Here is a 23450-nt window from a genome sequence, read left to right as displayed (position 1 = left end):
CGGTCAGCCGGCCGAGCCGCTGCCGGCCTCCGCCGACAACTCACCGAGCGGGACCACCCGCAGGGCGTCCATCGGGCCGACGATCACCCGCAGTTGCGGGAAGTAGTCCCGCAGCACCTGCCGGCACCGGTCACAGGGCGCGACGACCTCGCGGCCACGGTCGGCGACCGTGACGATCGTCTCCAGCGCGGTGACGCCCTGCGTGGCGGCCGTGCCGATCACGACAAGTTCGGCGCAGGCACCCCCGGTGGCGTGCTGGACGTTCACGCCGGTGAAGACCCGCCCGTCCGTAGTCCGGGCCGCCGACGCGACAGTGTGGTGCTGGCTGCGGCAGCGCAGTTTGGAGACCGCCGTGGCGGCCTGCACCAACGCGCGGTCGGTGTCGCGCATCTCCATCCGGCTCCCCCAGCGCTCGACGTCGGCCGCCAACTCTAGGGCCCGGTCGTGGCTGTCGAGGGACCGGAGGTGGCCGTCGGAGAGCCGGCCGCTCGGTAACCCAGGGGCGGTGCGCCGCCGGGCTGCCTATCCTTGGGCACGACATGCAGAATCCAACCGCCCCAGTCGCGTCCGACCCCGTTCGCGAGCTGCACAGCCGCCTCACACCTCTGATGTTCCGCGACCAGCGCCGGCTCCAGCGGCGACTGGACGGTGTCCGCAGGCTGCGCGACCCGCAGCGTCGGGAGGCGGCGCTGACCGAGATCACCGCCGACCTGGTCCGGGCCGAGCAGCGGCTCGCCGCCCGGCAGGCGGCGGTGCCCGTGATCACGTACCCGGTGGGTCTGCCGGTCAGTGAGCGCAAGGACGACATCGCCGATGCCATCCGCGATCACCAGGTGGTGATCGTGGCGGGCGAGACCGGCTCCGGCAAGACCACCCAGATCCCCAAGATCTGTCTGGAGTTGGGGCGCGGGGTGCACGGCCTGATCGGGCACACCCAGCCCCGGCGGTTGGCCGCCCGCACGGTGGCCGACCGGATCGCCGACGAGTTGGGCACCGAGTTGGGCGACGTGGTCGGCTACAAGGTGCGCTTCACCGACCAGGTCAGCGAGCGCAGCCTGGTGAAGCTGATGACCGACGGCATCCTGCTGGCCGAGTTGCAGACCGACCGGATGCTGCGCCAGTACGACACGCTGATCATCGACGAGGCGCACGAGCGCAGCCTCAACATCGACTTCATCCTCGGGTACCTGCGGGAGCTGTTGCCCCGACGACCCGACCTCAAGGTGATCATCACCTCGGCGACCATCGAGACCGACCGGTTCGCCAGGCACTTCGCCGGGCCACCCACCGCCGACGAGCCCGAGGGCGTGCCAGCGCCGGTGGTCGAGGTCTCCGGGCGCACCTACCCGGTGGAGGTGCGCTACCGGCCCCTCGTCGAGCTCGCCGAGGGCGAGGAGGACAGCGACGGCGACGAGGAGACCGTCCGCGACCAGATCCAGGCCATCGGCGACGCCGTCGAGGAGCTGGCGGCCGAGGGCCCTGGCGACATCCTGGTCTTCCTCAGCGGTGAACGGGAGATCCGCGACACCGCCGACGCGCTGGGCAAGCTGGTGCAGAAGAAGCGAACGCTACTCGGCACCGAGATCCTGCCCCTGTACGCGCGGCTCTCCTCCGCCGAGCAGCATCGGGTCTTCGCCGCGCACTCCTCACGCCGGGTGGTGCTCGCCACCAACGTCGCGGAGACCTCGCTGACAGTGCCCGGCATCAAGTACGTGGTGGACCCGGGCACCGCCCGCATCTCCCGGTACTCCAGCCGGCTGAAGGTGCAGCGGCTGCCCATCGAGCCGATCTCCCAGGCGTCGGCCAACCAGCGCAAGGGCCGGTGCGGCCGCACCTCGGACGGCATCTGCATCCGCCTCTACGACGAGCAGGACTTCGGATCCCGCCCCGAGTTCACCGACCCGGAGATCCTGCGCACCAACCTGGCGTCGGTCATCCTCCAGATGACAGCGATCGGGCTCGGCGACCTCGCCGCGTTCCCGTTCATCGACCCACCGGACAAGCGCAACATCACCGACGGCGTCAACCTGCTGCACGAGCTGGGCGCGTTGGACCCGACCGAGGCCGACCCGGCGAAGCGGCTCACCGCGCTCGGCCGGCGGCTGGCCCAGCTGCCTGTCGACCCGCGGCTGGCCCGGATGGTGGTCGAGGGCGAACGCAACGGCTGCGCCACCGAGGTGCTGGTGATCGCCGCCGCGCTCTCCATCCAGGACCCGCGGGAGCGACCGGCGGAGAAGCAGGCCCAGGCCGACCAGGCGCACGCCCGGTTCGCCGACAAGGAGTCGGACTTTGTCGCCTACCTCAACCTGTGGCGCTATCTGCGCGAGCAGCAGCGGGAACTCTCCTCCAGCGCGTTCCGCCGGATGTGCAAGGCGGAGTACCTCAACTACCTGCGGATCCGCGAGTGGCAGGACATCGTCAGCCAGCTGCGCCAGGTGCTGCGTACCCCCTCCGACGGCGACCGGCGTGGTGGGCGGCCGGCCCGCGACACCTCGGACGACGCGGACGCCGGCCGGGGCCGCCGTGGCGGCGCGGACCTGCCGGAGGAGATCGACACCCCGAAGGTGCACCAGTCGCTGCTGCCCGGCCTGCTGTCGCACATCGGCCTGAAAGACGCCCAGAAGCACGAGTACCTGGGGGCGCGGGGCGCGAAGTTCGCGCTCTTCCCCGGGTCGGCGTTGTTCAAGAAGCCGCCGCGCTGGGTGATGGCCGCTGAGCTGGTGGAGACCTCCCGGCTGTGGGGTCGGATCGCCGGCCGGGTCGAGCCGGAGTGGGTCGAGCCGCTGGCGCAGCACCTGGTCAAACGCAGCTACAGCGAGCCGCACTGGGAGAAGAAGCAGGCCGCGGTGATGGCCTACGAGAAGGTCACCCTGTACGGCGTCCCGTTGGTCGCCTCCCGCAAGGTCACCTTCGGGCGGATCGACCCGACGCTGAGCCGGGAGCTGTTCATCAGGCACGCCCTCGTCGAGGGTGACTGGCAGACCCACCACCAGTTCTGGGCGGACAACAAACGACTGCTCAGCGAGATCGAGGAGCTGGAGAGCCGGGCCCGACGCCGGGACATCCTGGTCGACGACGAGACCATCTTCGGTTTCTACGACCAGCGGATCCCGGCCGACGTGTCCTCCGGCCGGCACTTCGACAGCTGGTGGAAGAAGACCCGCCGCGAGCAACCCGACCTGCTCACCTTCACCCGCGACCTGCTGATCAACGACGGCCGACCGGGGGTGGACGAGGACGACTACCCGGACGAGTGGCAGGCCGACGGGGTGAGCCTGCCGCTGACCTACCGGTTCGAGCCGGGCACGCCCGACGACGGCGTCACAGTGGACATTCCGCTGCCGTTGCTCAACCAGGTGCCGGCGGAGACCTTCGACTGGCAGGTGCCGGGGCTGCGCGAGGAGACGGTGATCGCGCTGATCCGCTCGCTACCGAAGGCGATCCGCCGCAACTTCGTTCCGGTGCCGGACTACGCCCGGGCCGCCCTGGCGGCGATCACCCCCGGCGAGGAGTCGCTGCTGGACGCGCTCACCCGCCAGCTGCGCCGGATGACCGGTGTGACAGTGCCCCGCGACGCCTGGGAGCCGGGCAGGCTCCCGGCGCACCTGCGGGTGACCTTCCGGATCCTCGGCGACGACGAGAAGCCGGTCGCCGAGGGCAAGGACCTGCCGGCCCTGCAACGCCAACTCCGCCAGGAGGTACGCCAGGTGGTGGCGGCCGCTGCACCGGAGATCGCCCGCACCGGGTTGCGCGAGTGGAGCATCGGCACGCTGCCCCGGACCATCGAGCAGGTCCGCGCCGGTTACGCGGTCACCGCGTACCCGGCGCTGGTCGACGAGGGCGCCACGGTCGGGGTGAAGGTGTTCGACTCCCCCGCCGAGGCGCAGGCGGCGCACTGGGCCGGCACCCGCCGGCTGCTGCGGCTCACAGTGCCGTCCCCGGCGCGGTTCCTGCAGGGGCGGCTGGACAACGAGGCGAAGCTGGCGTTGAGTCGCAACCCGCACGGCGGCGTGCAGGAGCTGATCGAGGACGCGGCGGGCGCCGCCATCGACCGGCTGATCGGTGTGGCGGGCGGGCCGGCGTGGGACGCCGACGGCTTCGCGGCTCTGCGCGAGAAGGTCCGCGCCGACCTGGTCGACACCGTCGTCGAGGTGATGGAGCGGGTCCGCAAGGTCCTCGCCGCCGCGTACGCCGTCGAGCAGCGGCTCGGTGCGACCCGTAACCTCGCCGTGGTGGCGGCGCTGGCCGACATCCGCAACCAGCTCGCCGGGCTGGTGCACGCCGGTTTCATCACCGAGACCGGGTACGCGCGCCTGCCCGACCTGCTGCGCTACCTCACCGCCATCGAGCGTCGGCTGGAGCGGCTGGGCGGCAACCCGCAGCGGGACCGCCAGCAGCAGGACCGGATCGCCGTGGTGCAGAAGGAGTACGCCGACCTGCTCGCCAACCTGTCGCCGGCCCGTCGCCAGGAGTCGGCCGTCCGGCAGATCCGCTGGATGATCGAGGAGCTACGGGTGAACGTGTTCGCCCAGGCGCTGGGCACCCCGTACCCCGTCTCCGAGCAGCGGATCTACCGGGCGATGGACGACGCCGAGGGCCGCTGAGCCGACGGACGGGCCGCTGCCGGCCTCTTCGCGGCGGCGGCCCGTGGCGGGTCAGGTCAGTGGCTCGACGCCCGGGGGCAGTTCGCCGAGGTCGATCGCCGACTGGATGTAGTCGAGCAGGATGCGTCGAAGCTCCCGACCGGCGTGGGTGGGTACGACGTCGCGCCGACGGGCCACCGCTATGGTCCGCCGCACCCCGGGCGGGGCGAGGGGGGTGATCCGCACGCCCGGCCGGCGGGCCAGCACGATGCCGGGCACGAGAGCGATGCCGAGCCCCGCCTCGACGAAGCTGAGCACCGCGTCCATCTCGCCGCCGTCCACTGCGAAGGTGGGTTCGAAGCCCGCCTCCCGACACGCCTGGATGGTCGCGTCGCGCAGGTCGTACCCCTCCCGGAACATCACCATCGGCTGGTCCCGCAGGTCGGTGATGCGCAGCTCCCCTGTCGTCGACGCGGTCGCCACCTCCCCCACCGAGGCCACCACCAGGCTCTCCCGCAGGATCGGGTCGACCCGCAGCCCCGGGTCGGCCCCCTGCGCCGGCATGATGATCAGGGCCAGGTCGAGGTCGCCGCGGAGCAGGTCGCGGACCAGGTCCTGGGAGCCGCCCTCCTCGACGCGCAGGTCGATGGTGGGGTGCGCGTCGCGGAAGCGGCGCAGCACCGGCGGGGCGAGCGAGGTGGCCAGACTGGGGGTGGCCCCGAGGCGGACGCGGCCCCGGCGCAGCCCGACCAGTTCCTGGACCTCCCGGGTCGCTGTCTCCACGTCGGCGAGGATCCGGGTGGCCAGCGGCAGCAGCACCTCACCCGCCGCGGTGAGCGCGATGTTGCCCCTTAGCCGTTCGAACAGTGGGGCTCCGAGGTCGGCCTCCAGAGCGTGAATTTGCTTACTGAGAGAAGGCTGAGTGATGCCCACCAGGTCGGCGGCTTGGGTGAAATGTCGTACTTCGGCCACCGCGACGAAGTACCGGAGCTGATGGAGCTGCATCTAAATAGCTTACGGCTATCAACACTGCGAGTTTGATGCATTGGACGACTGATCGAAGTGCTCCTAGCGTCGGTCCTGTGGTAATCACGAAGACTCGGTCGCCCATCCGCTCGAACGTCGGCCTCAAGGCCGTCATGGCGGTGACGGGCATCCTGCTGGCGCTGTTCCTCATCGCCCACATGCTCGGCAACCTCAAGGTGTTCACGGGGGAGACCTCGTTCGACCACTACGCGCACTGGCTGCGCGACATCGGTAAGCCACTGCTGCCCGGCGTCTGGTTCCTCTGGATCCTGCGCACCGTGCTGGTGGTGGCTGTCGTCGCCCACATCGTGGCCGCCACGGTGCTGGCCCGGCGGGCCCGCGCCGCCCGGCCGGTCAAGTACGCCCACCGCAAGAAGGTCAACGGCAGCTACGCGGCCCGCACGATGCGCTGGGGTGGCGTGATCATCCTGCTCTTCGTGATCTACCACCTGCTGGACCTGACCACGGGGACGCTGAACCCGGTCGGCAACGAGAGCAAGCCGTACGGCAACGTCGTCGCCGACTTCGCCCCGGAGCGCTGGTACGTCACGCTCTTCTACACCCTCGCCATCCTCGCGGTGGGCTTCCACCTGCGCCACGGCGCGTTCAGCGCGTTCCGCAGCCTCGGCCAGCAGACGCCGCGCGGCGAGCGCAGGGCGCGTACCGCGGCTCTGATCTTCGCCGTGCTGCTCTGCGCCGGGTACCTGGTGGTCCCGTTCGCCGTACTCACCGGATTGGTGTCCTGACATGGAACTCTTCACCGAGGGCGACCCGCTCGCCGACACCAAGGCTCCCGCCGGCCCGGTCGAGAAGCGTTGGGAGACCCGGCGCTTCGAGGCCAAACTGGTGAACCCGGCCAATCGCCGCAAGATGACGGTGATCGTGGTCGGCACCGGTCTGGCCGGCGGCTCGGCCGCCGCGACCCTGGCCGAGCAGGGCTACCACGTCAAGTCCTACTGCTACCAGGACAGCCCACGCCGGGCGCACTCCATCGCGGCACAGGGCGGCATCAACGCGGCGAAGAACTACCGCAACGACGGCGACTCCGTGCACCGGCTCTTCTACGACACCGTCAAGGGCGGCGACTTCCGCTCCCGGGAGTCGAACGTGCACCGGCTCGCCGAGGTCTCTGTCAACATCATCGACCAGTGCGTCGCCCAGGGGGTGCCGTTCGCCCGCGAGTACGGCGGCCTGCTGGACACCCGTTCCTTCGGTGGCGCCCAGGTGCAGCGCACCTTCTACGCCCGGGGCCAGACGGGCCAGCAGTTGCTGCTCGGCGCGTACCAGGCCCTGGAGCGGCAGATCGGCCTGGGCAACGTCGAGATGAACGCCCGGCACGAGATGCTGGAGCTGGTCCTGGTGGACGGCAAGGCCCGTGGCATCGTGGTCCGGGACCTGGTCACCGGCGAGATCAGCACCGAGATGGCCGACGCCGTGGTGCTCGCCTCCGGCGGCTACGGCAACGTCTTCTACCTCTCCACCAACGCCAAGGGCTGCAACGTCACCGCCACCTGGCGCGCGCACCGCAAGGGCGCGTACTTCGCCAACCCGTGCTACACGCAGATCCACCCGACCTGCATCCCGGTCTCCGGCGACCACCAGTCGAAGCTGACCCTGATGAGCGAGTCGCTGCGCAACGACGGCCGGGTCTGGGTGCCGAAGACCAAGGGTGACGACCGCAGCCCGAAGGACATTCCGGAGGACGAGCGGGACTACTACCTGGAGCGGATCTACCCCTCCTTCGGCAACCTGGTCCCCCGCGACATCGCCTCCCGCGCCGCGAAGAACGTGTGCGACGAGGGTCGGGGCGTCGGGCCGACCAAGCTCGGCGTCTACCTCGACTTCGCCGACGCGATCGGCCGGCTGGGCCGCAAGGCCATCGAGGCCAAGTACGGCAACCTCTTCGAGATGTACGAGCGGATCACCGGCGAGGACCCGTACGAGGTGCCGATGCGCATCTACCCCGCCGTGCACTACACGATGGGCGGCCTGTGGGTCGACTACGACCTCCAGTCGAACATCCCCGGCCTGTTCGTGATCGGCGAGGCGAACTTCTCCGACCACGGCGCGAACCGGCTCGGCGCCTCGGCGCTGATGCAGGGCCTCGCCGACGGCTACTTCGTGCTGCCCACCACCATCGCCAACTACCTGGCCTCCGGTCCGCTGGAGAAGGTCGACGCCAGCCACCCGGCGGCCGTCGAGGCGCGCACCGACGTCGAGGACCGCGTCCAGCGGCTGCTCGCTGTCAACGGCGACCGGACCGTGGACTCGTTCCACCGGGAACTGGGCCAGATCATGTGGGAACACTGCGGCATGGAGCGCAGCGAGGCCGGGCTGCGCAAGGCGATCGACGAGATCCGTGCCCTGCGCGAGCAGTTCTGGCAGCGGGTCAAGGTGTCCGGCACCGGCGAGGAACTCAACCAGTCGCTGGAGAAGGCCGGCCGGGTGGCCGACTTCTTCGAGCTGGCCGAGCTGATGTGCATCGACGCCCTGCACCGCGAGGAGTCCTGCGGCGGCCACTTCCGGGCCGAGCACCAGACCCCCGACGGTGAGGCGCAGCGCGACGACGACCGGTTCGCGTACGTGGCGGCCTGGGAGTTCACCGCCGATGGCGAGCCCTCGGTGCTGCACAAGGAAGACCTGAAGTTCGAATACGTCCACCCCACGCAGCGGAGCTACAAGTGAACCTGACCCTGCGCATCTGGCGCCAGAAGGGCCCTGAGGACAAGGGTCGGATGGTGACCTATCCGGTCGACGACGTGTCCCCGGACATGTCGTTCCTGGAGATGCTCGACGTGCTCAACGAGCGGCTGATCCTCGCTGGCGAGGACCCGGTGGCGTTCGACCACGACTGCCGCGAGGGCATCTGCGGCATGTGCGGCCTGATGATCAACGGCGACGCGCACGGGCCGCAGCGCGGCACCACCGCCTGCCAACTGCACATGCGGCAGTTCACCGACGGCGAGACCATCGACATCGAGCCGTGGCGGGCCAGCGCCTTCCCGGTGGTCAAGGACCTGGTCGTCAACCGGAGCGCCTTCGACAGGATCATCGCGGCTGGCGGCTACGTCACCGCGCCGACCGGCAGCGCCCCGGAAGCCCACTCCACCCCGGTGGCCAAGGCCAACGCCGACGCCGCCTTCGAGTCGGCGGCCTGCATCGGCTGCGGCGCCTGCGTGGCAGCCTGCCCGAACGGCTCCGGCATGCTCTTCACCGCCGCCAAGCTCACCCAGCTCTCGCTGCTGCCGCAGGGCCAGCCCGAGCGCTACACCCGGGTGATCGGCATGGTCGACGCGCACGACGAGGCCGGCTTCGGCGGCTGCACCAACGCCGGCGAATGCACCCCGGCCTGCCCGAAGGGCATCCCGCTGAACACCATCGGCCGGCTCAACCGCGACTACCTCGCGGCCACCGCCAAGGGAGCCAACAACACCCCCGGTTCCTGAGGTTCACCGCAGCACGCCAGACCGCCGTACCCCGCGCTCTCCTGGGGGTACGGCGGTCTGGCGTTTGGGCAGTCTTTGGTCTTTGGTCCTTGGTGCGGTCGGGGCCTGTCCGCGGGTTGCGCTCCCGCTGCGAGTTCCAGGAAGTCGGCCTGTCGCCGGGCCTCGGATACCGCGGCTTCAAGGAACGCGAGTGGATCAACTCGATGTCCGCCGAAAGTGCCCCACACCGCTCCCCCACGGGCCGGAGACAGGCCAGGGCCGGGTGGCCGGTTCAAGTGCCCGCGCCCGGGTAGCAGTCTTCGCAGACGGCAGTGAGAAGGGATGAGGGACATGAAGGCGCTCACCTGGCAGGGCAAGCGAGACGTACGGGTCGAGGAGGTCCCGGACCCTCGGATCGAGGAACCGACCGATGCGATCGTGAAGATCACCTCCACCGCGATCTGCGGTTCCGACCTGCACCTGTACGAGGTGCTCGGGCCGTTTTTGAAGCCCGGCGACATCCTGGGCCACGAGCCGATGGGCATCGTCGAGGAGGTCGGGTCGGAGGTGACCGGGCTCAAGCCGGGCGATCGGGTGGTGGTGCCGTTCAACATCGCCTGCGGCAGTTGCTGGATGTGTTCACGCCAGCTCTACGCGCAGTGCGAGACCACCCAGGTCACCAGCGAGGGCAAGGGCGCGTCCCTGTTCGGCTACACCTCGCTCTACGGTTCGGTGCCGGGCGGGCAGGCCGAGTACCTGCGCGTCCCGCAGGCCCACTTCGGGCCGATCAAGATCCCGCAGACCGGCGCGGACGAGCGCTACCTCTACCTGTCCGACATCCTGCCCACCGCCTGGCAGGCGGTGAAGTACGCGGACACCCCGCAGGGCGGCACCCTGGCCGTCTTCGGCCTGGGCCCGGTCGGGCAGTTCTGCGCGCGGATCGGCCGCCACCTCGGCGCGGGCCGGGTGATCGGGCTGGACCTGGTGCCCGAGCGGCTGGAGCTGGCCCGCCGGCACGGCATCGAGGTGCTCGACGTCAGCCAACTGTCCGACGTGCCGGGCGCGTTGATCGATTTGGTCGACGGTCGCGGCCCGGACGCCGTGATCGACGCGGTCGGGATGGAGGCGCACGGTTCGCCGGTCGGCAAGTTCGCCCACGCCGCCGTCGGGCTGCTGCCGGACAAGCTGGCCCAGACGGTGACCGACCGGGCCGCCATGGACCGGCTGTCAGTCCTGCACGCCGCGGTCAAGGGGGTTCGTCGCGGGGGCACCGTGTCGGTCTCCGGGGTGTACGGCGGCGAGGCGGACCCGATGCCGCTGATGGAGATGTTCGACCGCGGCATCCAGCTGCGGATGGGGCAGTGTCACGTGCGCCGGTGGACCGACGAGATCATGCCGCTGCTCTCCGGCGACGACGACCCACTGGGCGTGGAGGACCTGCGTACCCACCGGTTGCCGCTGGCCCGGGCGCCGCAGGCGTACGAGATGTTCCAGAAGAAGGAGGACGGCTGCATCAAGGTCGTGCTCGAACCATGAGTGCGAGGAGCGAGCCGGGGTTGCGAGCCCCGCAGTCACGAACGCAGCCGGTGCCGTGAGCCGGGTGGTCGTGATCATTGGCGCGAGCAGCGGGATCGGCCGGGCGACGGCCCGGGCGTTCGCCGAGCGCGGCGACCGCCTGGTCCTCGCCGCTCGCGCCACCACGACCCTGGCCGAGGTACGCGCGGAGTGCGCCGACGTCGACGTGCTGACAGTGCCGACCGACGTGACCGAGCCGGGCGCGCTCGACGCGCTCGCGGGCGCCGCGATCGACCGCTTCGGCCGCGTCGACGTGTGGGTGCACACGGCGGCGGTGATGGCCTACGGTCGCTTCGACGAACTGCCGGAACGGGTCTTCGACCAGGTGGTACGGACCGATCTGCTCGGCGCCGCCGGTTCGGTGCGGGTGGCGCTGCGACACTTTCGGGCCACCGGGGCGGGCACGCTTATCCTCACCGGTTCGGTGCTCGGGCACATCACCGCGCCCTACATGAGCGCGTACGTGGCGAGCAAGTGGGGGTTGCAGGGGCTGGCCCGAACTGTGCAGCAGGAGTTGCGCGACAGCCCGCAGATCCGGCTGTGTCTGGTCAACCCGGGCAGCGTGGACACACCCGTGTACCAGCAGGCGGCCAACTATCTGGGCCGGATCGGCCGACCTCCGCCACCGGTCGCCGGCCCGCAGCGGGTGGCGAGGGCCATCGTGGACTGCGCGGACCGGCCCCGCCGGGAGGTGTCGGTGGGCCGGCTCAACGTGGTGCTGCGGGCCGGCTTCACCGTCCTGCCGAGTGTCTACGACGTCCTCGTCGGGCCGTTGATGCGGGCCGCCGGCCTGAGTGGACGGTCGGTCGCCGCGCATGACGGCTCGGTCTTCGCTCCGAACCCGGCCGGCGAGGCGGTCCGCGGCGGCCACCTGCCCGACCTGCGGCAACTCGTGTCCGGGCCAGCGGGTGCGGTGGGCAACGCGCTGCGCCGACGGTTCGGTTGACCTGTTCGGGACTGTTCGGCACAGATTCGGGGGCATCGTGCATCGATCAACTCGCCTAGGGTGGTGGGCCAGCAAGCGCTATGGCACACCACGATCGGGGAGACGATTGACAATGCGACTGAACCGCAGAACCGCGCTCGGGCTGGGCACTGTGGCCACCGCCGGCACGGTGCTGGGCGCCGCCACCCCGGCGAGTGCCGCCGAGAGCACCGAGGCGTCGCCGACCACCCCCGCACGGGCCGCCCGTCGGGTCTCCTCCATCTTCACCAAGCACAGCGCCGAGGCCGGCGGCAACTGGCAGGCGTACGTCAGCGTCGCCGACCCGGCCGGCGCGCCGGTGGTAGCGGTGGAGGCTGACGCGGACCGGCGGATCGAGGCGTACAGCGTCAACAAGATCGCCGTCGCCACGGCGGTGCTCGACAAGGTCGACCGAGGGCTGCTCACCCTGGACCAGCAGGTCGAGGTGAGCGCCGCGATCGTCGTACCGGGCGGTGACGGCATCTTCAGCCTGGACGGCGCGTACCCGAGTCTGGTGACCATCGGGCATGTGCTGGCCAACCTGCTGACCGTCTCGGACGACACGGCGGTGCGGCTGTGCGGGCTGGTCGCCCCGGCGGCCGAGATCAACTCCATCCTGGTCGCCAAGGGCTTCCCGAACACCCAGGTCCAGCCGGTGGCCAACCCGAACCGGTTCTTCCTCGGCACCAGCACCCCCCGGGAAACGCACGACCTGCTGCGCGCCCTGGTCGCCGGCACGCTGCTCTCCCCCGCCTCGACGACGTACCTGTTGGGCATCCTGCGCTCCCCGGTGGCGTTCACCGACGGCATCCGGCGCACCATGTCCTCCGACGAGCGGGCCCGGATCGCCACCAAGGCCGGCTGGTTCGCCGACGCCCGGCACGAGGCCGGTGTGATCTTCGACCGCTCCGGCGCGGCGGTGCTCACCTACGCCCTCTTCGCCGACGGGCAGGCCGACCCGGAGGACTTCGGCGCGACCCACCCGGCAGTGCAGGCCCGGGCCGCCATGGGCCCGAAGTTCCTGGCCGCTGTGGACCGGATCGCGGGCGTCGGCAGGACGTTCCGGATCACCGCCCGACGCCCCAGCAACGGCGGCTGAGACACATCGTCAGCTCGTCCCGGGTCGGTCGCCGCTGCCGGCGACCGACCCGGCGTGGCGACCACCGAGGCACGGGTCGGTCCGGGTGACTACCGTGTAGGGCGGACACGTCGGAGGGACGGCAATGGCACGAGCGCAGAACACGGACGTCGAACGGTCGCTCGGGCGGCGGATGCGGGGCGCCGCCGGCCTGGCAGCGCTGGCCGGCCTGGCCTGGGTCGCCCGGGATGTGCCGGCAGCGCTGGGTGGCCGGCTCAGCGGTGCGCGGGCCGAGCGGGCGGCCCGCTCGCCGCAGTTCCGCGAGGGCACCTTCCACAACCGGGCCGGCACCCGCACGATGATCGCCGAGCCGGGGCGCAACCTGATCCGCGAGCTGATCTTCGGCAAGCAGAAGCGGCGTCCGACGGTAGCCGTGCCACTGCTGCGCCCCAGCGTCGGCGGGCCGACGGCCGCCGACACCGCCGACGAGCTCAACATCGTCTGGTACGGCCACGCCTCGACCCTGATCGAGATCGAGGGCCGCCGGGTGCTGCTCGACCCGGTGTGGAGCGAGCGGTGCTCCCCCTCGGGCCTGGTCGGCCCGCGCCGGCTGCATGAACCACCGGTCGGCATCGACGAGCTGCCCCCGCTGGACGCCATCCTGATCTCGCACGACCACTACGACCACCTCGACATGGCCACTGTGCGGGCGCTGCTCGCCGGGCAGTCAGCGCCGTTCCTGGTGCCGCTCGGCGTGGGCGCGCACCTGGACCGCTGGGGCGTCCCCGCCGAACGGATCGTCGAGCTGGACTGGTCCGAGTCGCACCGGGTCGCCGGCCTGGAGATCACCGCCACCGCCGCCCAGCACTTCTCCGGACGCGGGCTGCGCCGTGACGGCACGCTCTGGAGCTCGTGGGTGGTGGCCGGGGCCCGCCGCAAGGTCTTCTACACCGGCGACTCCGGCTACTTCGACGGGTACGCCGAGATCGGCGCCGAGCACGGGCCCTTCGACGTGACGCTGATGCAGATCGGCGCGTACGACCGGGCCTGGCCGACGATCCACATGTTCCCCGAGGAGGCGGTCGACGCCCACCTCGACCTGCGCGGCGGGCTGTTCGTGCCGGTGCACTGGGCGACGTTCAACCTGGCCCTGCACGACTGGTCCGAGCCGGTCGACCGGCTGTGGGCCGAGGCGAAGGCCCGCGACGTGCGGCTCGCCGTGCCCCGGCCGGGCGAGCGGGTGGTGGTCGACGAGCCGCCCGCCGTCGACGGCTGGTGGCAGGCCGTGGCCTGACTCAGGCCGAGCAGGCCGTCGCCCGACGTCGGGCCGACGCGGCCTGGCGTCGGGTCAGAGCACGAACGCGTCGGTCCAGAGCGCGCCGGACCGGCCGGAGAGCGCGTCCAGCATGGCCACCGCCTGCCCGTCGGTGAGCTGCGCGACGAAGTCCACGATGGCTCGGCCCCGGGCACGCCCAATCCGGTCCGGCGTACGCGGGTGCAGCTCCGCCTCGGCCAACTCGACCAGGTCGTGCAGCCGCCGGGGCAGCCGGGACTCCTCCTCCGGATCGAGCAGCCACTCCCAGAGCGCCTCGACCAGGGTGCCCAGCAGCCGGGCCTGGCCGCGCTGGTGCAGGGCGAGGTCGGGGCGGGCCAGCACGAACCGGTGGTGGACGAACTTGAGCACCTGCACCTCGTGCCACTGGGCGCAGCCCAGCAGCACGTGCCCGGAGCGCACCGACGGCTGTTCGGTGACAGTGATCGCCTCGACGAAGCGGGTGGACCAGCGGGCGGAGAACCGGGCCACGTACTGCTCGGCCTCGATCGAGCCGTCGAACGGCATCGCGAGCAGCCCGTCCACCAACTCCTCGCGGACGTGTTCGACGGCGGCGGCGAACGCGTCGTCGTCGGCGATCCAGGCGTCCTTGCGGTGCAGTTGCCGGCGTAGCCGCTCGATCGCCGCCCCGGGTCGCCGCGCCGCGGTGGCCAGCGCCGCGTCGGTGATCGCCCGCAGCTGCCCGCTCTCGCGCTGCCAGGCCATCAACTCGGCGGAGACCGAACCCTGCTGGAGCACTCCGACCCGGTAGAAGTCCTCCACGTCGTGGATGGCGTACGCGATGTCGTCGGCGGTGTCCATCACGGACGCCTCCACTGTCTGCTGCCAGTCCGGGATGCGACCGGCGAACGGCGCGCGGGCCTGCCGCAGGTCGTCCAGCTCGGTGCGGTACGCGCCGAACTTCGAGGAGCCGCTCTCCGGGTCGTCCGGCGGCGGGGTGGCGCCGCGCGGCGGCGGGTCCATGGTGCGGGGGTGCGGGTCGGGGTGGTCCAGGCGGGTCCACGGGTACTTCAGCATGGCCGCGCGGACCGCAGCGGTCAGGTCCAGCCCGGTGGTGGCCGCGCCGCGGATCTCGGTGCTGGTGACGATCCGGTACGACTGCGCGTTGCCCTCGAAACCGTCGGAGAGGCCCAGGCGCTGGCGGGCCAGCCGGTCCAGCACCCGCTCCCCCAGGTGCCCGAACGGTGGGTGGCCGAGGTCGTGGGCGAGCGCCGCCGCCTCCACCACGTCGGGGTCGCAACCGCCGAGCTTGTCCAGCAGGTCACGCCACCGCTCGTCGGCGGTCAACCGCTCGGCGACCGCCCGCGCCACCTGGGCGACCTTGAGGCTGTGGGTGAGCCGGTTGTGCACCAGCAGCCCGGAGCCGACCGGGCTGATCACCTGGGTGACACCACCGAGGCGGGCGAAGAACGGCGAGCCGACGATCCGGTCCCGGTCGGCACGGAACGGGTTGGCCGTGAGGTCGCCGAGGGCCCGGGCGCTGCCGCCGAAGAGCCGCCGGGCGCGCGGCTCCGCAGCAGATTCCATGATCGCCACGCTAGCGCAGGCCCGACGGGACCGCCGCCGGTCACCCCGGCCGGACGCGGCGGTTCGGTCCTCCGCCCCGGCCGGGCGCGGCGACAGCGCTGGGGGCCGCCCGGCAGAATGCAGGCGGTACCCGCTCTTTGAAGGCGGATCGAGTTGAAGGCGGATCGAGATCGTGACCCAGTCTGTTCATCAGCGGATCGCCGACGAGCTCGGCGTGGCCGAGCGTCAGGTGCGGGCGGCCGTGGAGCTGCTCGACGGCGGCGCCACAGTGCCGTTCATCGCCCGCTACCGCAAGGAGGCCACCGGCCTGCTCGACGACACCCAGCTGCGCACCCTGGAGGAGCGGCTGCGTTACCTGCGCGAGCTGGACGAGCGCCGGGCCGCGGTGCTGGAGTCGATCCGCGGCCAGGGCAAGTTGGACGAGGCCCTGGAAGCGCAGATCATGGCCGCCGACTCGAAGTCCCGGCTGGAGGACATCTACCTCCCCTACAAGCCGAAGCGACGGACCCGGGCGCAGATCGCCCGCGAGGCCGGATTGGCCCCGTTGGCCGAGACGCTGCTGGCCGACCCCGGCCAGGACCCGCGGGCCACCGCCGCCGGGTTCGTCGATGAGGAGAAGGGCATCGCCGACGCCGCCGCCGCGCTGGAGGGCGCGCGGGCCATCCTCATCGAGACCTTCGCCGAGGACGCCGACCTGATCGGCACGCTACGCGAGCAGATGTGGTCGCGGGGCCGGCTGGTTTCCCGGGTACGCGAGGGTCAGGAGACGGCCGGCGCGAAGTTCGCCGACTACTTCGACTTCTCCGAGCCGTACCCGAAGTTGCCCTCGCACCGGATCCTGGCGATGTTCCGGGGCGAGAAGGAGGGCGTGCTCGACCTGACCATGGAGTCGGAGGAGGCTGGTGAGGCGGACGCCGTACCGACCGGCCCGACCCGGTACGAGGCGGCCATCGCCGGCCGGTTCGGGGTGTCCGACGCGGGCCGCCCGGCCGACCGGTGGCTGACCGACACGGTCCGCTGGGCGTGGCGTACCCGGATCCTCATCCACCTCGGCGCGGACCTGCGGATGCGGTTGTGGCAGGCGGCCGAGGAGGAGGCCGTCCGGGTCTTCGCCACCAACCTGCGGGACCTGCTGCTCGCCGCGCCGGCCGGCACCCGGCCCACAATGGGTCTGGACCCGGGCCTGCGGACCGGCGTGAAGGTGGCGGTGGTGGACGCCACCGGCAAGGTGGTCGCCACCGACACGATCTATCCGCACGAGCCGCGCCGGCAGTGGGACGCGTCGGTGGAGACCCTCGCCCGGCTGGCCGGGGCGCACGGGGTGGAGCTGATCGCGATCGGCAACGGCACCGCCTCCCGGGAGACCGACAAGCTCGCCGGTGATCTGATCGCCCGGCACCCGCAGCTCAACCTGACCAAGGTGATGGTCTCCGAGGCCGGCGCGTCGGTCTACTCCGCCTCCGCGTACGCCTCGCAGGAACTGCCCGGGATGGACGTGTCGCTGCGCGGCGCGGTCTCCATCGCCCGCCGCCTCCAGGACCCCCTCGCGGAGCTGGTCAAGATCGACCCGCGCTCGATCGGCGTCGGCCAGTACCAGCACGACCTGTCCGAGGTGAAGCTGTCCCGGTCGCTGGACGCGGTAGTGGAGGACTGCGTGAACGCGGTCGGCGTGGACGTCAACACCGCCTCCGCGCCGCTGCTGACCCGGGTCTCCGGCATCGGCGCCGGCCTGGCCGAGAACATCGTGCTGCACCGGGACGCCAATGGGCCGTTCCGGACGCGGACCGAGCTGAAGAAGGTGGCCCGGCTCGGGCCGAAGGCGTTCGAGCAGTGCGCCGGCTTCCTGCGCATCCCCGGCGGCGACGACCCGTTGGACTCCTCCAGCGTGCACCCCGAGGCGTACCCGGTGGTGCGCCGCATCCTCTCCACCACCGGGCAGGACCTGCGTTCGGTGATCGGCAAGAGCGGCATCCTGCGCGGGCTGCGGGCCACCGACTTCGTCGACGACCGGTTCGGCCTGCCCACCGTCACCGACATCCTCGCCGAGCTGGAGAAGCCGGGCCGCGACCCCCGCCCGGAGTTCCGCACCGCCACCTTCGTCGAAGGGGTGGAGAAGATCAGCGACCTGAACCCGGGCATGGTGCTCGAAGGCGTGGTCACCAACGTGGCCGCGTTCGGCGCGTTCGTCGACGTCGGGGTGCACCAGGACGGTCTCGTGCACGTGTCGGCGCTGTCCCGGACCTTCGTGAAGGACCCCCGCGACGTGGTGAAGTCCGGTGACGTGGTCAAGGTCCGGGTGCTCGACGTGGACGTACCCCGTAAGCGCATCTCGCTGACCCTGCGCCTCGACGACGAGCCCGCCGCCGGTGGTGGTGGTCGGACGAGCCAGGAGGGGCGTGGCGGCCCGGCGCAGCGCGCGCCGCAGGGTGGTCGCGGCGGCGGACAGCCCGACGGCCGTGGCCCGCAGGGTGGTCGCGGCGGCGGGCAGCAGGGCGGTCGTGGCGGCGCGCAGCAGGGCGGTCGCGGCGGCGGCCAGGACGGTCGTGGCGGGCAGCAGCGGCAGGGCGCGCCGGCGCCGGCCAATGACGCGATGGCGGAAGCCCTGCGCCGCGCCGGACTGGCCTGACCCCGTCAGCGCGGCGCCCGCCACCGCAACGCCCAGCCACAGCAGATCTTGGACAGTTTCCGTTCAGACGGAACGGAAACTGTCCAAGATCTGGACTCGGCGGGGCGAACCTCGGCCGGGACGGTCGCACGGGCCGCAGGCCGCAGACGTTCGGGAGACGGCGGCACGGGCCGAGAGCGGCGAGGCGCGGCGGCGGCGAGGCGCGGCGGCGGGGAAATCCGATCGCGTGGTCGCGAGGGTCGGGGTGATGATCTCGCGGTGAAGATGCACGCCGATCAGGTGGACGTGAGCGTGGACGTGGTGTCCGCGCTGGTGGCCGAGCAGTTTCCGCAGTGGCGGGGCCGGCCGGTCCGGCCGCTCCCGTCGACCGGCACCGTGAACGCCCTGTTCCGGCTCGGCCCGGACATTGTGCTGCGGTTCCCGCTGCTCCCCTCGACCGGCCCCGAGCTGCGCGCCGAGCTGCGGCACGAGCAGGAACACGCCGTGCTGCTCGGCGCGCACCTGCCGGTCGCGGTGCCCGAACCCCTCGGCCTGGGCGAGCCGGGCGACGGGTATCCGGGGCCGTGGACGGCATACCAGTTCATTGCGGGGGACACGGCCCAGCTCGACCGGATCGGCGACCTCGACGTCTTCGCCGGTGACCTGGCCGAGGTGGTGACGGCCCTGCGCGGCATCGACACCGGCGGGCGGGTCTGGTCCGGGACCGGGCGCGGCGGGCGGCTGGCCGCCGAGGACACCGACGTACGGGCGGCACTCGCGGTCAGCGGCGCGCTCACCGACACCGCCGCGCTCACCGGGGTGTGGGACCGGTGCCGGGACGCGCCCCGGGACGACCCGGCCGACCTGTGGATCCACGGTGACCTGATGCCGGGCAACCTGCTGGTCCGTGACGGCCGGCTGGCCGCCGTCATCGATCTGGGCTCGGTCGGCGTGGGGGACCCGGCGGTGGACCTGATGCCGGCGTGGAACCTGTTCGACGCGGCTTCCCGGGCGACGTACCGGCGGGCGTTGGGCGTGGACGACGCGACCTGGGAGCGGGGGCGCGGCTGGGCCCTGGAGCAGGCGATCAACGCGCTGCCGTACTACGTGGAGACCAACCCGGTCATGGCAGGCATCGCCCGGTACACCCTGCGGGCCGTGCTCGACTGACTCGGCTCGCGTACCGTCGGCGTCGTGAGTGAGCCGGACGGCCGGACGTGGCGGGATCAGCAGCGACACGCGGTGCGGGCGCACGCCGACGCGGACGCGCGGCGGCGGGCCGCCGAGCACGCGGAGGCGGCGGAGCTGGTGGCCTGGTTCGTGGCCGAGGCGACCAGTCGAGGGCTGCCTACCACCCGGCTGGTCGCCCGGGGTTACGACGGGCGTGGGCGCTACCGGACCGGGCTGACCGGCTGGTACGTCGACCGGGCCGAGACCCGGGCGGTGGACGTGGACGGCCGGTTCCACCTGCTGACCGTGCCCGGCGGTTTGCGGGCTCGACTGTTCGGCGTCGACCCGCAGCCCAGCCCGGCGCCGTTGGTCGTCGGAGCGGGTGGCCGCGACGGTGAGTCGATTCCGCTGCGGACGCTGCTCAACCGGCTGTTGGGCGACGAGTCCGGCGAGCCAGGCTCCACCACCAGGCCTGCTGCACCACGAGGGTGAGCAGGCCGGCGAGGACGATCGCGGACAGGTTGATCACCAGTTGGAGGGCCGAGCCGCCCGCTTCGTCCCACACTCCGTAGGCGGCCGCCACCGCCACGTTCGCCGCCGCCGGAACCGTGGTGACCGAGATCAGCACGCCGACCAGGCTGCCGGACTTCTTCGACGTCAGCGAGAGCATGCCGGCGACACCGGCGAGTAACCCGACCACCCAGGACAGCGCGTCCGGCCGCCAGATGAAGTCGGTGAGCGGACGTTCGGTGAGCAGCATCTCCCGACTGACCAGACCGACGGCGGTCAGCGCCCAGGTGCTCAGCACGGTCGCCACCATGGCCGCCAGGAAGCCGACCGCGAGAGCCTGCACCGAGCGGCCGACCACCCCGAGTTGGCGGCGCAACAGCGCCACGCACAGCGCGGCGAGAGGGCCGAACTCCGGGCCGACCACCATGGCCCCGACGATGAGGATCGGCTGGTCCAGCAGCACACCGATGCCGGCGATCATGGTGGCCACCACGATCAGCACGAGGTAGGTGCCGGACAGTTCGGTCTGCTCGCCGGTCTTCGCGGCGATCTCGTCCCAGACCACCGCGTCCGCGCCGCTGCCCGGCGCTCTGTCCGCCGCCCGGTCGGCCGCCGCGGAGACGGTCAACTCGACGTCTTCGGCCGCGATGCCGCCGGTGGTGTCCACGCCGATCTGCTGCAACTGCCGCAGTACGCGGTCGGCGCTCTCCCTCACCACGTCACAGAGGATCAGGTCGCCCGGTGGCTGCCGGGCAGCACCGGGCAGCACGGCCAGATGAGTTACCCCAGCCTCCTCGGCGAGCAGGTCGACGACCTCCGCCGACCGGTCCACCGGGGCGATAACCCTCAGGTGCAACACGTCATCTCCCTCGCCCGACCGGCTAGTTCTTCCCTCGCCCGACCGGCCGCCGCGACTCTACCGCTCGGTCCATTGGTGGCAGGAGCTGCACAAGGTCACGGATCTGGCCGTGTCCGACTACGGGGTTTCGGGGTTGATCGGGGGAATGCGGACCGACCGTCGCTAATCAGCACCGACGTACGGTCTGTCCTGGTATGACGAATACATACCTTTTCTCGATCGCGTGGGAGGTCACAACGTGCCGGTGCCTGGTGGTCTCGTCGACGACCTGTCGCTGCCCCGGACCAGCCCGGAGCGGGGAAAACGAATCATCGACGTCGTCGTAGCGGCGGTCCTTCTCATCCTGGCGTCACCGGCGTTGATCGTGGTGACGGTGCTGGTAGCTGTGGGCCTCGGTCGCCCGGTGCTGTTCCGCCAGTGCCGCGCCGGCCTGCACGGCCAGCCCTTCGAGATGGTCAAGTTCCGCACCATGCGGCCACCCAACCTGAGCCTCGGCCTACTCGGCGACGGGGACCGACTCACTCCGCTCGGACGCTGGCTGCGCGCCAGCAGCCTCGACGAACTGCCCACGCTCTGGAACGTGCTGCGTGGCGACATGAGCCTGGTCGGCCCACGGCCACTGCTGCCCGAATACCTCGGTCGCTACTCACCCCACCAGGCCCGACGGCACGAGGTGCGGCCCGGCATCACCGGATTGGCCCAGGTGCGGGGACGCAACAGCCTCAGCTGGGAGGAGAAGCTGGACTTCGACGTGCGGTACGTGGACAGCCACAACATGAGAACCGACCTGTCGATTCTCGCCGCGACCGTGCGGACCGTGCTGCGTCGCGAGGGGATCTCCGCGGCAGGGTTCGTCACGGCTCCCGAGTTCACTGGTACGCCGCACTGGTCGCCGCCCCCACGCAGCAACTCGAACACCGCGACCACAGGCTCGGGCGGTGCCCGATGAGTGACACCGTGTACCTGTCCCCGCCGGACATCGGGCCGCTGGAGGAGTCGTACCTGGTCGCAGCCCTCCGCTCGGGGTGGGTTGCCCCCGTCGGCCCCGATCTGCAGGCGTTCGAACACGATGTCGCCGAGCGGGTGGGCACCGGAGGGGCCGTCGCCGTCAACTCCGGGACGGCCGCCCTGCACCTGGCGCTGCTCGGCGTCGGCGTCGGGCCCGACGACGTGGTCATAGTGCCTACCCTGACCTTCGTCGCCACCGCCAACGCGGTCCGCTACATCGGAGCCCGTCCGGCCTTCGTCGACTGTGACCCCCGCACCGGCAACGTGGACGTGGACCTTGTCGACGACCTGGTGCGACGGCTGCGTTCCCGCGGTGAGCGGATCGGCGCTGTCGTGCCTGTCGACATGTTCGGCAGCTGCGCCGACTACACCCGACTCGTCCCGCTCTGCGCCGAGGCCGGTATCCCGGTGGTCGAGGACGCCGCCGAGGCGCTCGGCTCGCACCATCGAGGCCGCCCGGCCGGGTCCTTCGGTCAGGTCGCGGCGCTCTCCTTCAACGGCAACAAGATCATGACCACCTCCGGCGGTGGGATGCTCGTCTCCGACGACGCGGCACTGCTCGCCAAGGCCCGCCACCTCGCCACGCAGGCGCGGGAACCGACGCCGCACTACGAGCACCGCGAAATCGGCTACAACTACCGGCTGAGCAACCTCCTGGCCGCGCTCGGCCGGGCCCAGTTGGTCCGGCTGGACGGGATGATCACCCGCCGACGCCAGTTGCGTGACCAGTACGCCAAGGTGTTCGCACCGGTGCCCGGCGTCGAGCTGGTCGGCATCGACGACGTCGACTCGAACTGCTGGCTCACCGTCATCACCGTGGACGAGGAGCACTGTGGCTGGCGGGCCGCCGACCTGGCAGCCCACCTCGCCACCGGCAGCATCGAGACGCGGCCCGTCTGGAATCCGATGCACCGCCAGCCCGTCTTCGCCGGCGCCGAAAGTCTGCTCACCGGGGCCTCGGACCGACTCTTCACCAACGGGCTCGCCCTGCCCAGCGGCAGCGCCCTGACCGAGCGACAGGTCGGGCGGGTCTTCGAGGCCATCGACGAGTTCCTGACCAGCCACAGCGGGGTACGGACGGCATGACGATTCCACTGGTGATCGTCGGCTGCGGTGGCCACGGCCGCGAGGCCCTGGGCATCGCCCGAGCGATGAACGCCGCCGCGGGCCGACCCCAATGGCACCTGATCGGCTTCGTCGACGACCGCCCCAGCGAGACGAACCTCAAACGGGTGCAGAAACTGGACGTGCCGTACCTCGGCGGGCTGCCGTGGCTGCGCGACGCCCCTGCCGACACCCATCACGTCATCGGCATCGGGGACCCTCGGATCCGACGGGCCGTGGCCCAGCGCGTCGACGCCTACGCGACGCCGGCCACCAGCCTCATCCACCCGGCCGCGACGATCGGGCCGGACACGGAACACGGCCCCGGGTTCGTGGCGTTCGCCGGGGCCCGGGTCACCACGAACGTGACAATCGGCCGGCACGTGCACCTCAACCAGAACGTGACGGTCGGCCACGACACCGCTCTCGCCGACTTCGTCTCGGTGAACCCACTCGCTGCCGTCTCGGGCGACTGCCAGCTCGGCGAGGCAGTGCTGATCGGCACCACCGCGGCGGTGCTCCAGGGGCTGCGCGTCGGTAGCGACGCCACAGTCGGCGCGGGCGCCTGCGTGACCAGAGACGTCCCCGCCGATGCCGTGGTCAAGGGCGTACCGGCGCGCTGACCAGCACTGACCGAGACCAGACGGGATCGACACCGACGCCGCGCGCCCATGTGGTCCGGC

The 23450-nt window shown here is 71.5% G+C and carries 18 protein-coding genes; 14 read left to right on the top strand and 4 right to left on the bottom strand.

What is annotated here, in order from left to right; translation table 11 throughout:
* Positions 1-3 precede the first annotated feature (3 nt).
* On the bottom strand, positions 4-396 hold the full coding sequence (locus AB0B94_RS23180) for a cytidine deaminase (protein WP_357283672.1): 393 nt from the start codon (positions 394-396) through the stop codon (positions 4-6).
* A gap of 143 nt (positions 397-539) precedes the next feature.
* Between AB0B94_RS23180 and hrpA the strand changes: the two genes are divergently transcribed.
* The gene (hrpA, locus tag AB0B94_RS23175; protein ID WP_357283668.1) at positions 540-4604 is read left to right on the top strand and encodes an ATP-dependent RNA helicase HrpA; all 4065 of its coding nucleotides are present in this window, start codon (positions 540-542) and stop codon (positions 4602-4604) included.
* 51 nt (positions 4605-4655) lie between these two features.
* Here the strand turns inward: hrpA and AB0B94_RS23170 are convergent, their stop codons facing one another.
* The gene (locus AB0B94_RS23170; RefSeq protein ID WP_357283662.1) at positions 4656-5588 is read right to left on the bottom strand and encodes a LysR family transcriptional regulator; all 933 of its coding nucleotides are present in this window, start codon (positions 5586-5588) and stop codon (positions 4656-4658) included.
* 83 nt (positions 5589-5671) lie between these two features.
* Between AB0B94_RS23170 and AB0B94_RS23165 the strand changes: the two genes are divergently transcribed.
* The 7 genes from AB0B94_RS23165 to AB0B94_RS23135 all read left to right on the top strand — a co-directional run bounded on the left by AB0B94_RS23165 (position 5672) and on the right by AB0B94_RS23135 (position 13945).
* Entirely contained in the window at positions 5672-6355 is a 684-nt protein-coding gene (locus tag AB0B94_RS23165) for a succinate dehydrogenase cytochrome b subunit (RefSeq protein WP_308193583.1), read from the top strand.
* Position 6356: 1 nt separating this feature from the next.
* Positions 6357-8294 (top strand): fumarate reductase/succinate dehydrogenase flavoprotein subunit, encoded by a 1938-nt coding sequence (locus AB0B94_RS23160; RefSeq protein WP_238672005.1) that lies wholly within the window; start codon positions 6357-6359, stop codon positions 8292-8294.
* Positions 8291-9055: a succinate dehydrogenase/fumarate reductase iron-sulfur subunit gene (locus AB0B94_RS23155; RefSeq protein WP_238672004.1), complete on the top strand. Its 765-nt coding sequence runs from the start codon at positions 8291-8293 to the stop codon at positions 9053-9055. Before AB0B94_RS23160 ends, AB0B94_RS23155 begins: the two co-directional genes overlap by 4 nt.
* A 330-nt stretch (positions 9056-9385) precedes the next feature.
* Positions 9386-10570, top strand: a complete 1185-nt coding sequence (locus AB0B94_RS23150; RefSeq protein WP_357283656.1) for a zinc-dependent alcohol dehydrogenase — start codon at positions 9386-9388, stop codon at positions 10568-10570.
* A 55-nt stretch (positions 10571-10625) separates the two neighbouring features.
* On the top strand, positions 10626-11555 hold the full coding sequence (locus AB0B94_RS23145; RefSeq protein ID WP_357283653.1) for an SDR family NAD(P)-dependent oxidoreductase: 930 nt from the start codon (positions 10626-10628) through the stop codon (positions 11553-11555).
* 112 nt (positions 11556-11667) lie between these two features.
* Positions 11668-12672 (top strand): serine hydrolase, encoded by a 1005-nt coding sequence (locus tag AB0B94_RS23140; protein ID WP_357283648.1) that lies wholly within the window; start codon positions 11668-11670, stop codon positions 12670-12672.
* A gap of 124 nt (positions 12673-12796) precedes the next feature.
* Entirely contained in the window at positions 12797-13945 is a 1149-nt protein-coding gene (locus AB0B94_RS23135) for an MBL fold metallo-hydrolase (protein WP_357283645.1), read from the top strand.
* A gap of 54 nt (positions 13946-13999) precedes the next feature.
* Here the strand turns inward: AB0B94_RS23135 and dgt are convergent, their stop codons facing one another.
* Positions 14000-15511, bottom strand: coding sequence for a dGTP triphosphohydrolase (dgt, locus tag AB0B94_RS23130; RefSeq protein ID WP_357283642.1), 1512 nt, complete (start codon positions 15509-15511; stop codon positions 14000-14002).
* 172 nt (positions 15512-15683) lie between these two features.
* Here dgt and AB0B94_RS23125 point away from each other — a divergent pair, with 172 nt between their 5' ends.
* From AB0B94_RS23125 to AB0B94_RS23115, 3 genes are all read left to right on the top strand, one after another.
* Positions 15684-18137, top strand: coding sequence for a Tex family protein (locus tag AB0B94_RS23125; RefSeq protein ID WP_357283637.1), 2454 nt, complete (start codon positions 15684-15686; stop codon positions 18135-18137).
* A gap of 264 nt (positions 18138-18401) precedes the next feature.
* Complete coding sequence (locus tag AB0B94_RS23120; protein WP_357283719.1) at positions 18402-19286, top strand: aminoglycoside phosphotransferase family protein; 885 nt, start codon at positions 18402-18404, stop codon at positions 19284-19286.
* 24 nt (positions 19287-19310) lie between these two features.
* Positions 19311-19778: a hypothetical protein gene (locus AB0B94_RS23115; RefSeq protein WP_357283634.1), complete on the top strand. Its 468-nt coding sequence runs from the start codon at positions 19311-19313 to the stop codon at positions 19776-19778.
* Here the strand turns inward: AB0B94_RS23115 and AB0B94_RS23110 are convergent.
* Positions 19708-20655, bottom strand: a complete 948-nt coding sequence (locus AB0B94_RS23110) for a DUF389 domain-containing protein (RefSeq protein ID WP_357283631.1) — start codon at positions 20653-20655, stop codon at positions 19708-19710. The two genes, AB0B94_RS23115 and AB0B94_RS23110, sit on opposite strands and share 71 nt — an antisense overlap.
* Before the next feature lie 238 nt (positions 20656-20893).
* On the opposite strand from AB0B94_RS23110, the gene AB0B94_RS23105 reads away from it, so the two are divergent.
* From AB0B94_RS23105 to AB0B94_RS23095, 3 genes are read left to right on the top strand one after another with little or no spacing between them, the layout of a single operon-like run.
* On the top strand, positions 20894-21604 hold the full coding sequence (locus AB0B94_RS23105; RefSeq protein WP_357283627.1) for a sugar transferase: 711 nt from the start codon (positions 20894-20896) through the stop codon (positions 21602-21604).
* The gene (locus AB0B94_RS23100; protein WP_357283624.1) at positions 21601-22749 is read left to right on the top strand and encodes an aminotransferase class I/II-fold pyridoxal phosphate-dependent enzyme; all 1149 of its coding nucleotides are present in this window, start codon (positions 21601-21603) and stop codon (positions 22747-22749) included. Before AB0B94_RS23105 ends, AB0B94_RS23100 begins: the two co-directional genes overlap by 4 nt.
* Positions 22746-23390, top strand: a complete 645-nt coding sequence (locus AB0B94_RS23095) for an acetyltransferase (RefSeq protein ID WP_357283620.1) — start codon at positions 22746-22748, stop codon at positions 23388-23390. Before AB0B94_RS23100 ends, AB0B94_RS23095 begins: the two co-directional genes overlap by 4 nt.
* Positions 23391-23450: the final 60 nt, after the last annotated feature.

The sequence above is a fragment of the Micromonospora sp. NPDC048986 genome (assembly GCF_040649335.1).
In the GTDB taxonomy this organism is placed as follows: Bacteria; Actinomycetota; Actinomycetes; order Mycobacteriales; family Micromonosporaceae; genus Micromonospora; species Micromonospora alfalfae.
The sequence above is the reverse complement of the archived record's forward strand: the minus strand, read 5'-3'. Positions and strand labels throughout refer to the sequence as shown.

Excerpts from the sequence above, each read along its gene's own strand:
- hrpA (WP_357283668.1), top strand. The coding sequence starts at position 540 with ATGCAGAATCCAACCGCCCCAGTCGCGTCCGACCCCGTTCGCGAGCTG.
- AB0B94_RS23160 (WP_238672005.1), top strand. The coding sequence starts at position 6,357 with ATGGAACTCTTCACCGAGGGCGACCCGCTCGCCGACACCAAGGCTCCC.
- AB0B94_RS23150 (WP_357283656.1), top strand. The coding sequence starts at position 9,386 with ATGAAGGCGCTCACCTGGCAGGGCAAGCGAGACGTACGGGTCGAGGAG.
- AB0B94_RS23170 (WP_357283662.1), bottom strand. The coding sequence starts at position 5,588 with ATGCAGCTCCATCAGCTCCGGTACTTCGTCGCGGTGGCCGAAGTACGA.
- AB0B94_RS23095 (WP_357283620.1), top strand. The coding sequence starts at position 22,746 with ATGACGATTCCACTGGTGATCGTCGGCTGCGGTGGCCACGGCCGCGAG.
- AB0B94_RS23120 (WP_357283719.1), top strand. The coding sequence starts at position 18,402 with ATGCACGCCGATCAGGTGGACGTGAGCGTGGACGTGGTGTCCGCGCTG.
- AB0B94_RS23135 (WP_357283645.1), top strand. The coding sequence starts at position 12,797 with ATGGCACGAGCGCAGAACACGGACGTCGAACGGTCGCTCGGGCGGCGG.
- AB0B94_RS23100 (WP_357283624.1), top strand. The coding sequence starts at position 21,601 with ATGAGTGACACCGTGTACCTGTCCCCGCCGGACATCGGGCCGCTGGAG.
- AB0B94_RS23140 (WP_357283648.1), top strand. The coding sequence starts at position 11,668 with ATGCGACTGAACCGCAGAACCGCGCTCGGGCTGGGCACTGTGGCCACC.
- AB0B94_RS23180 (WP_357283672.1), bottom strand. The coding sequence starts at position 396 with ATGGAGATGCGCGACACCGACCGCGCGTTGGTGCAGGCCGCCACGGCG.
- dgt (WP_357283642.1), bottom strand. The coding sequence starts at position 15,511 with ATGGAATCTGCTGCGGAGCCGCGCGCCCGGCGGCTCTTCGGCGGCAGC.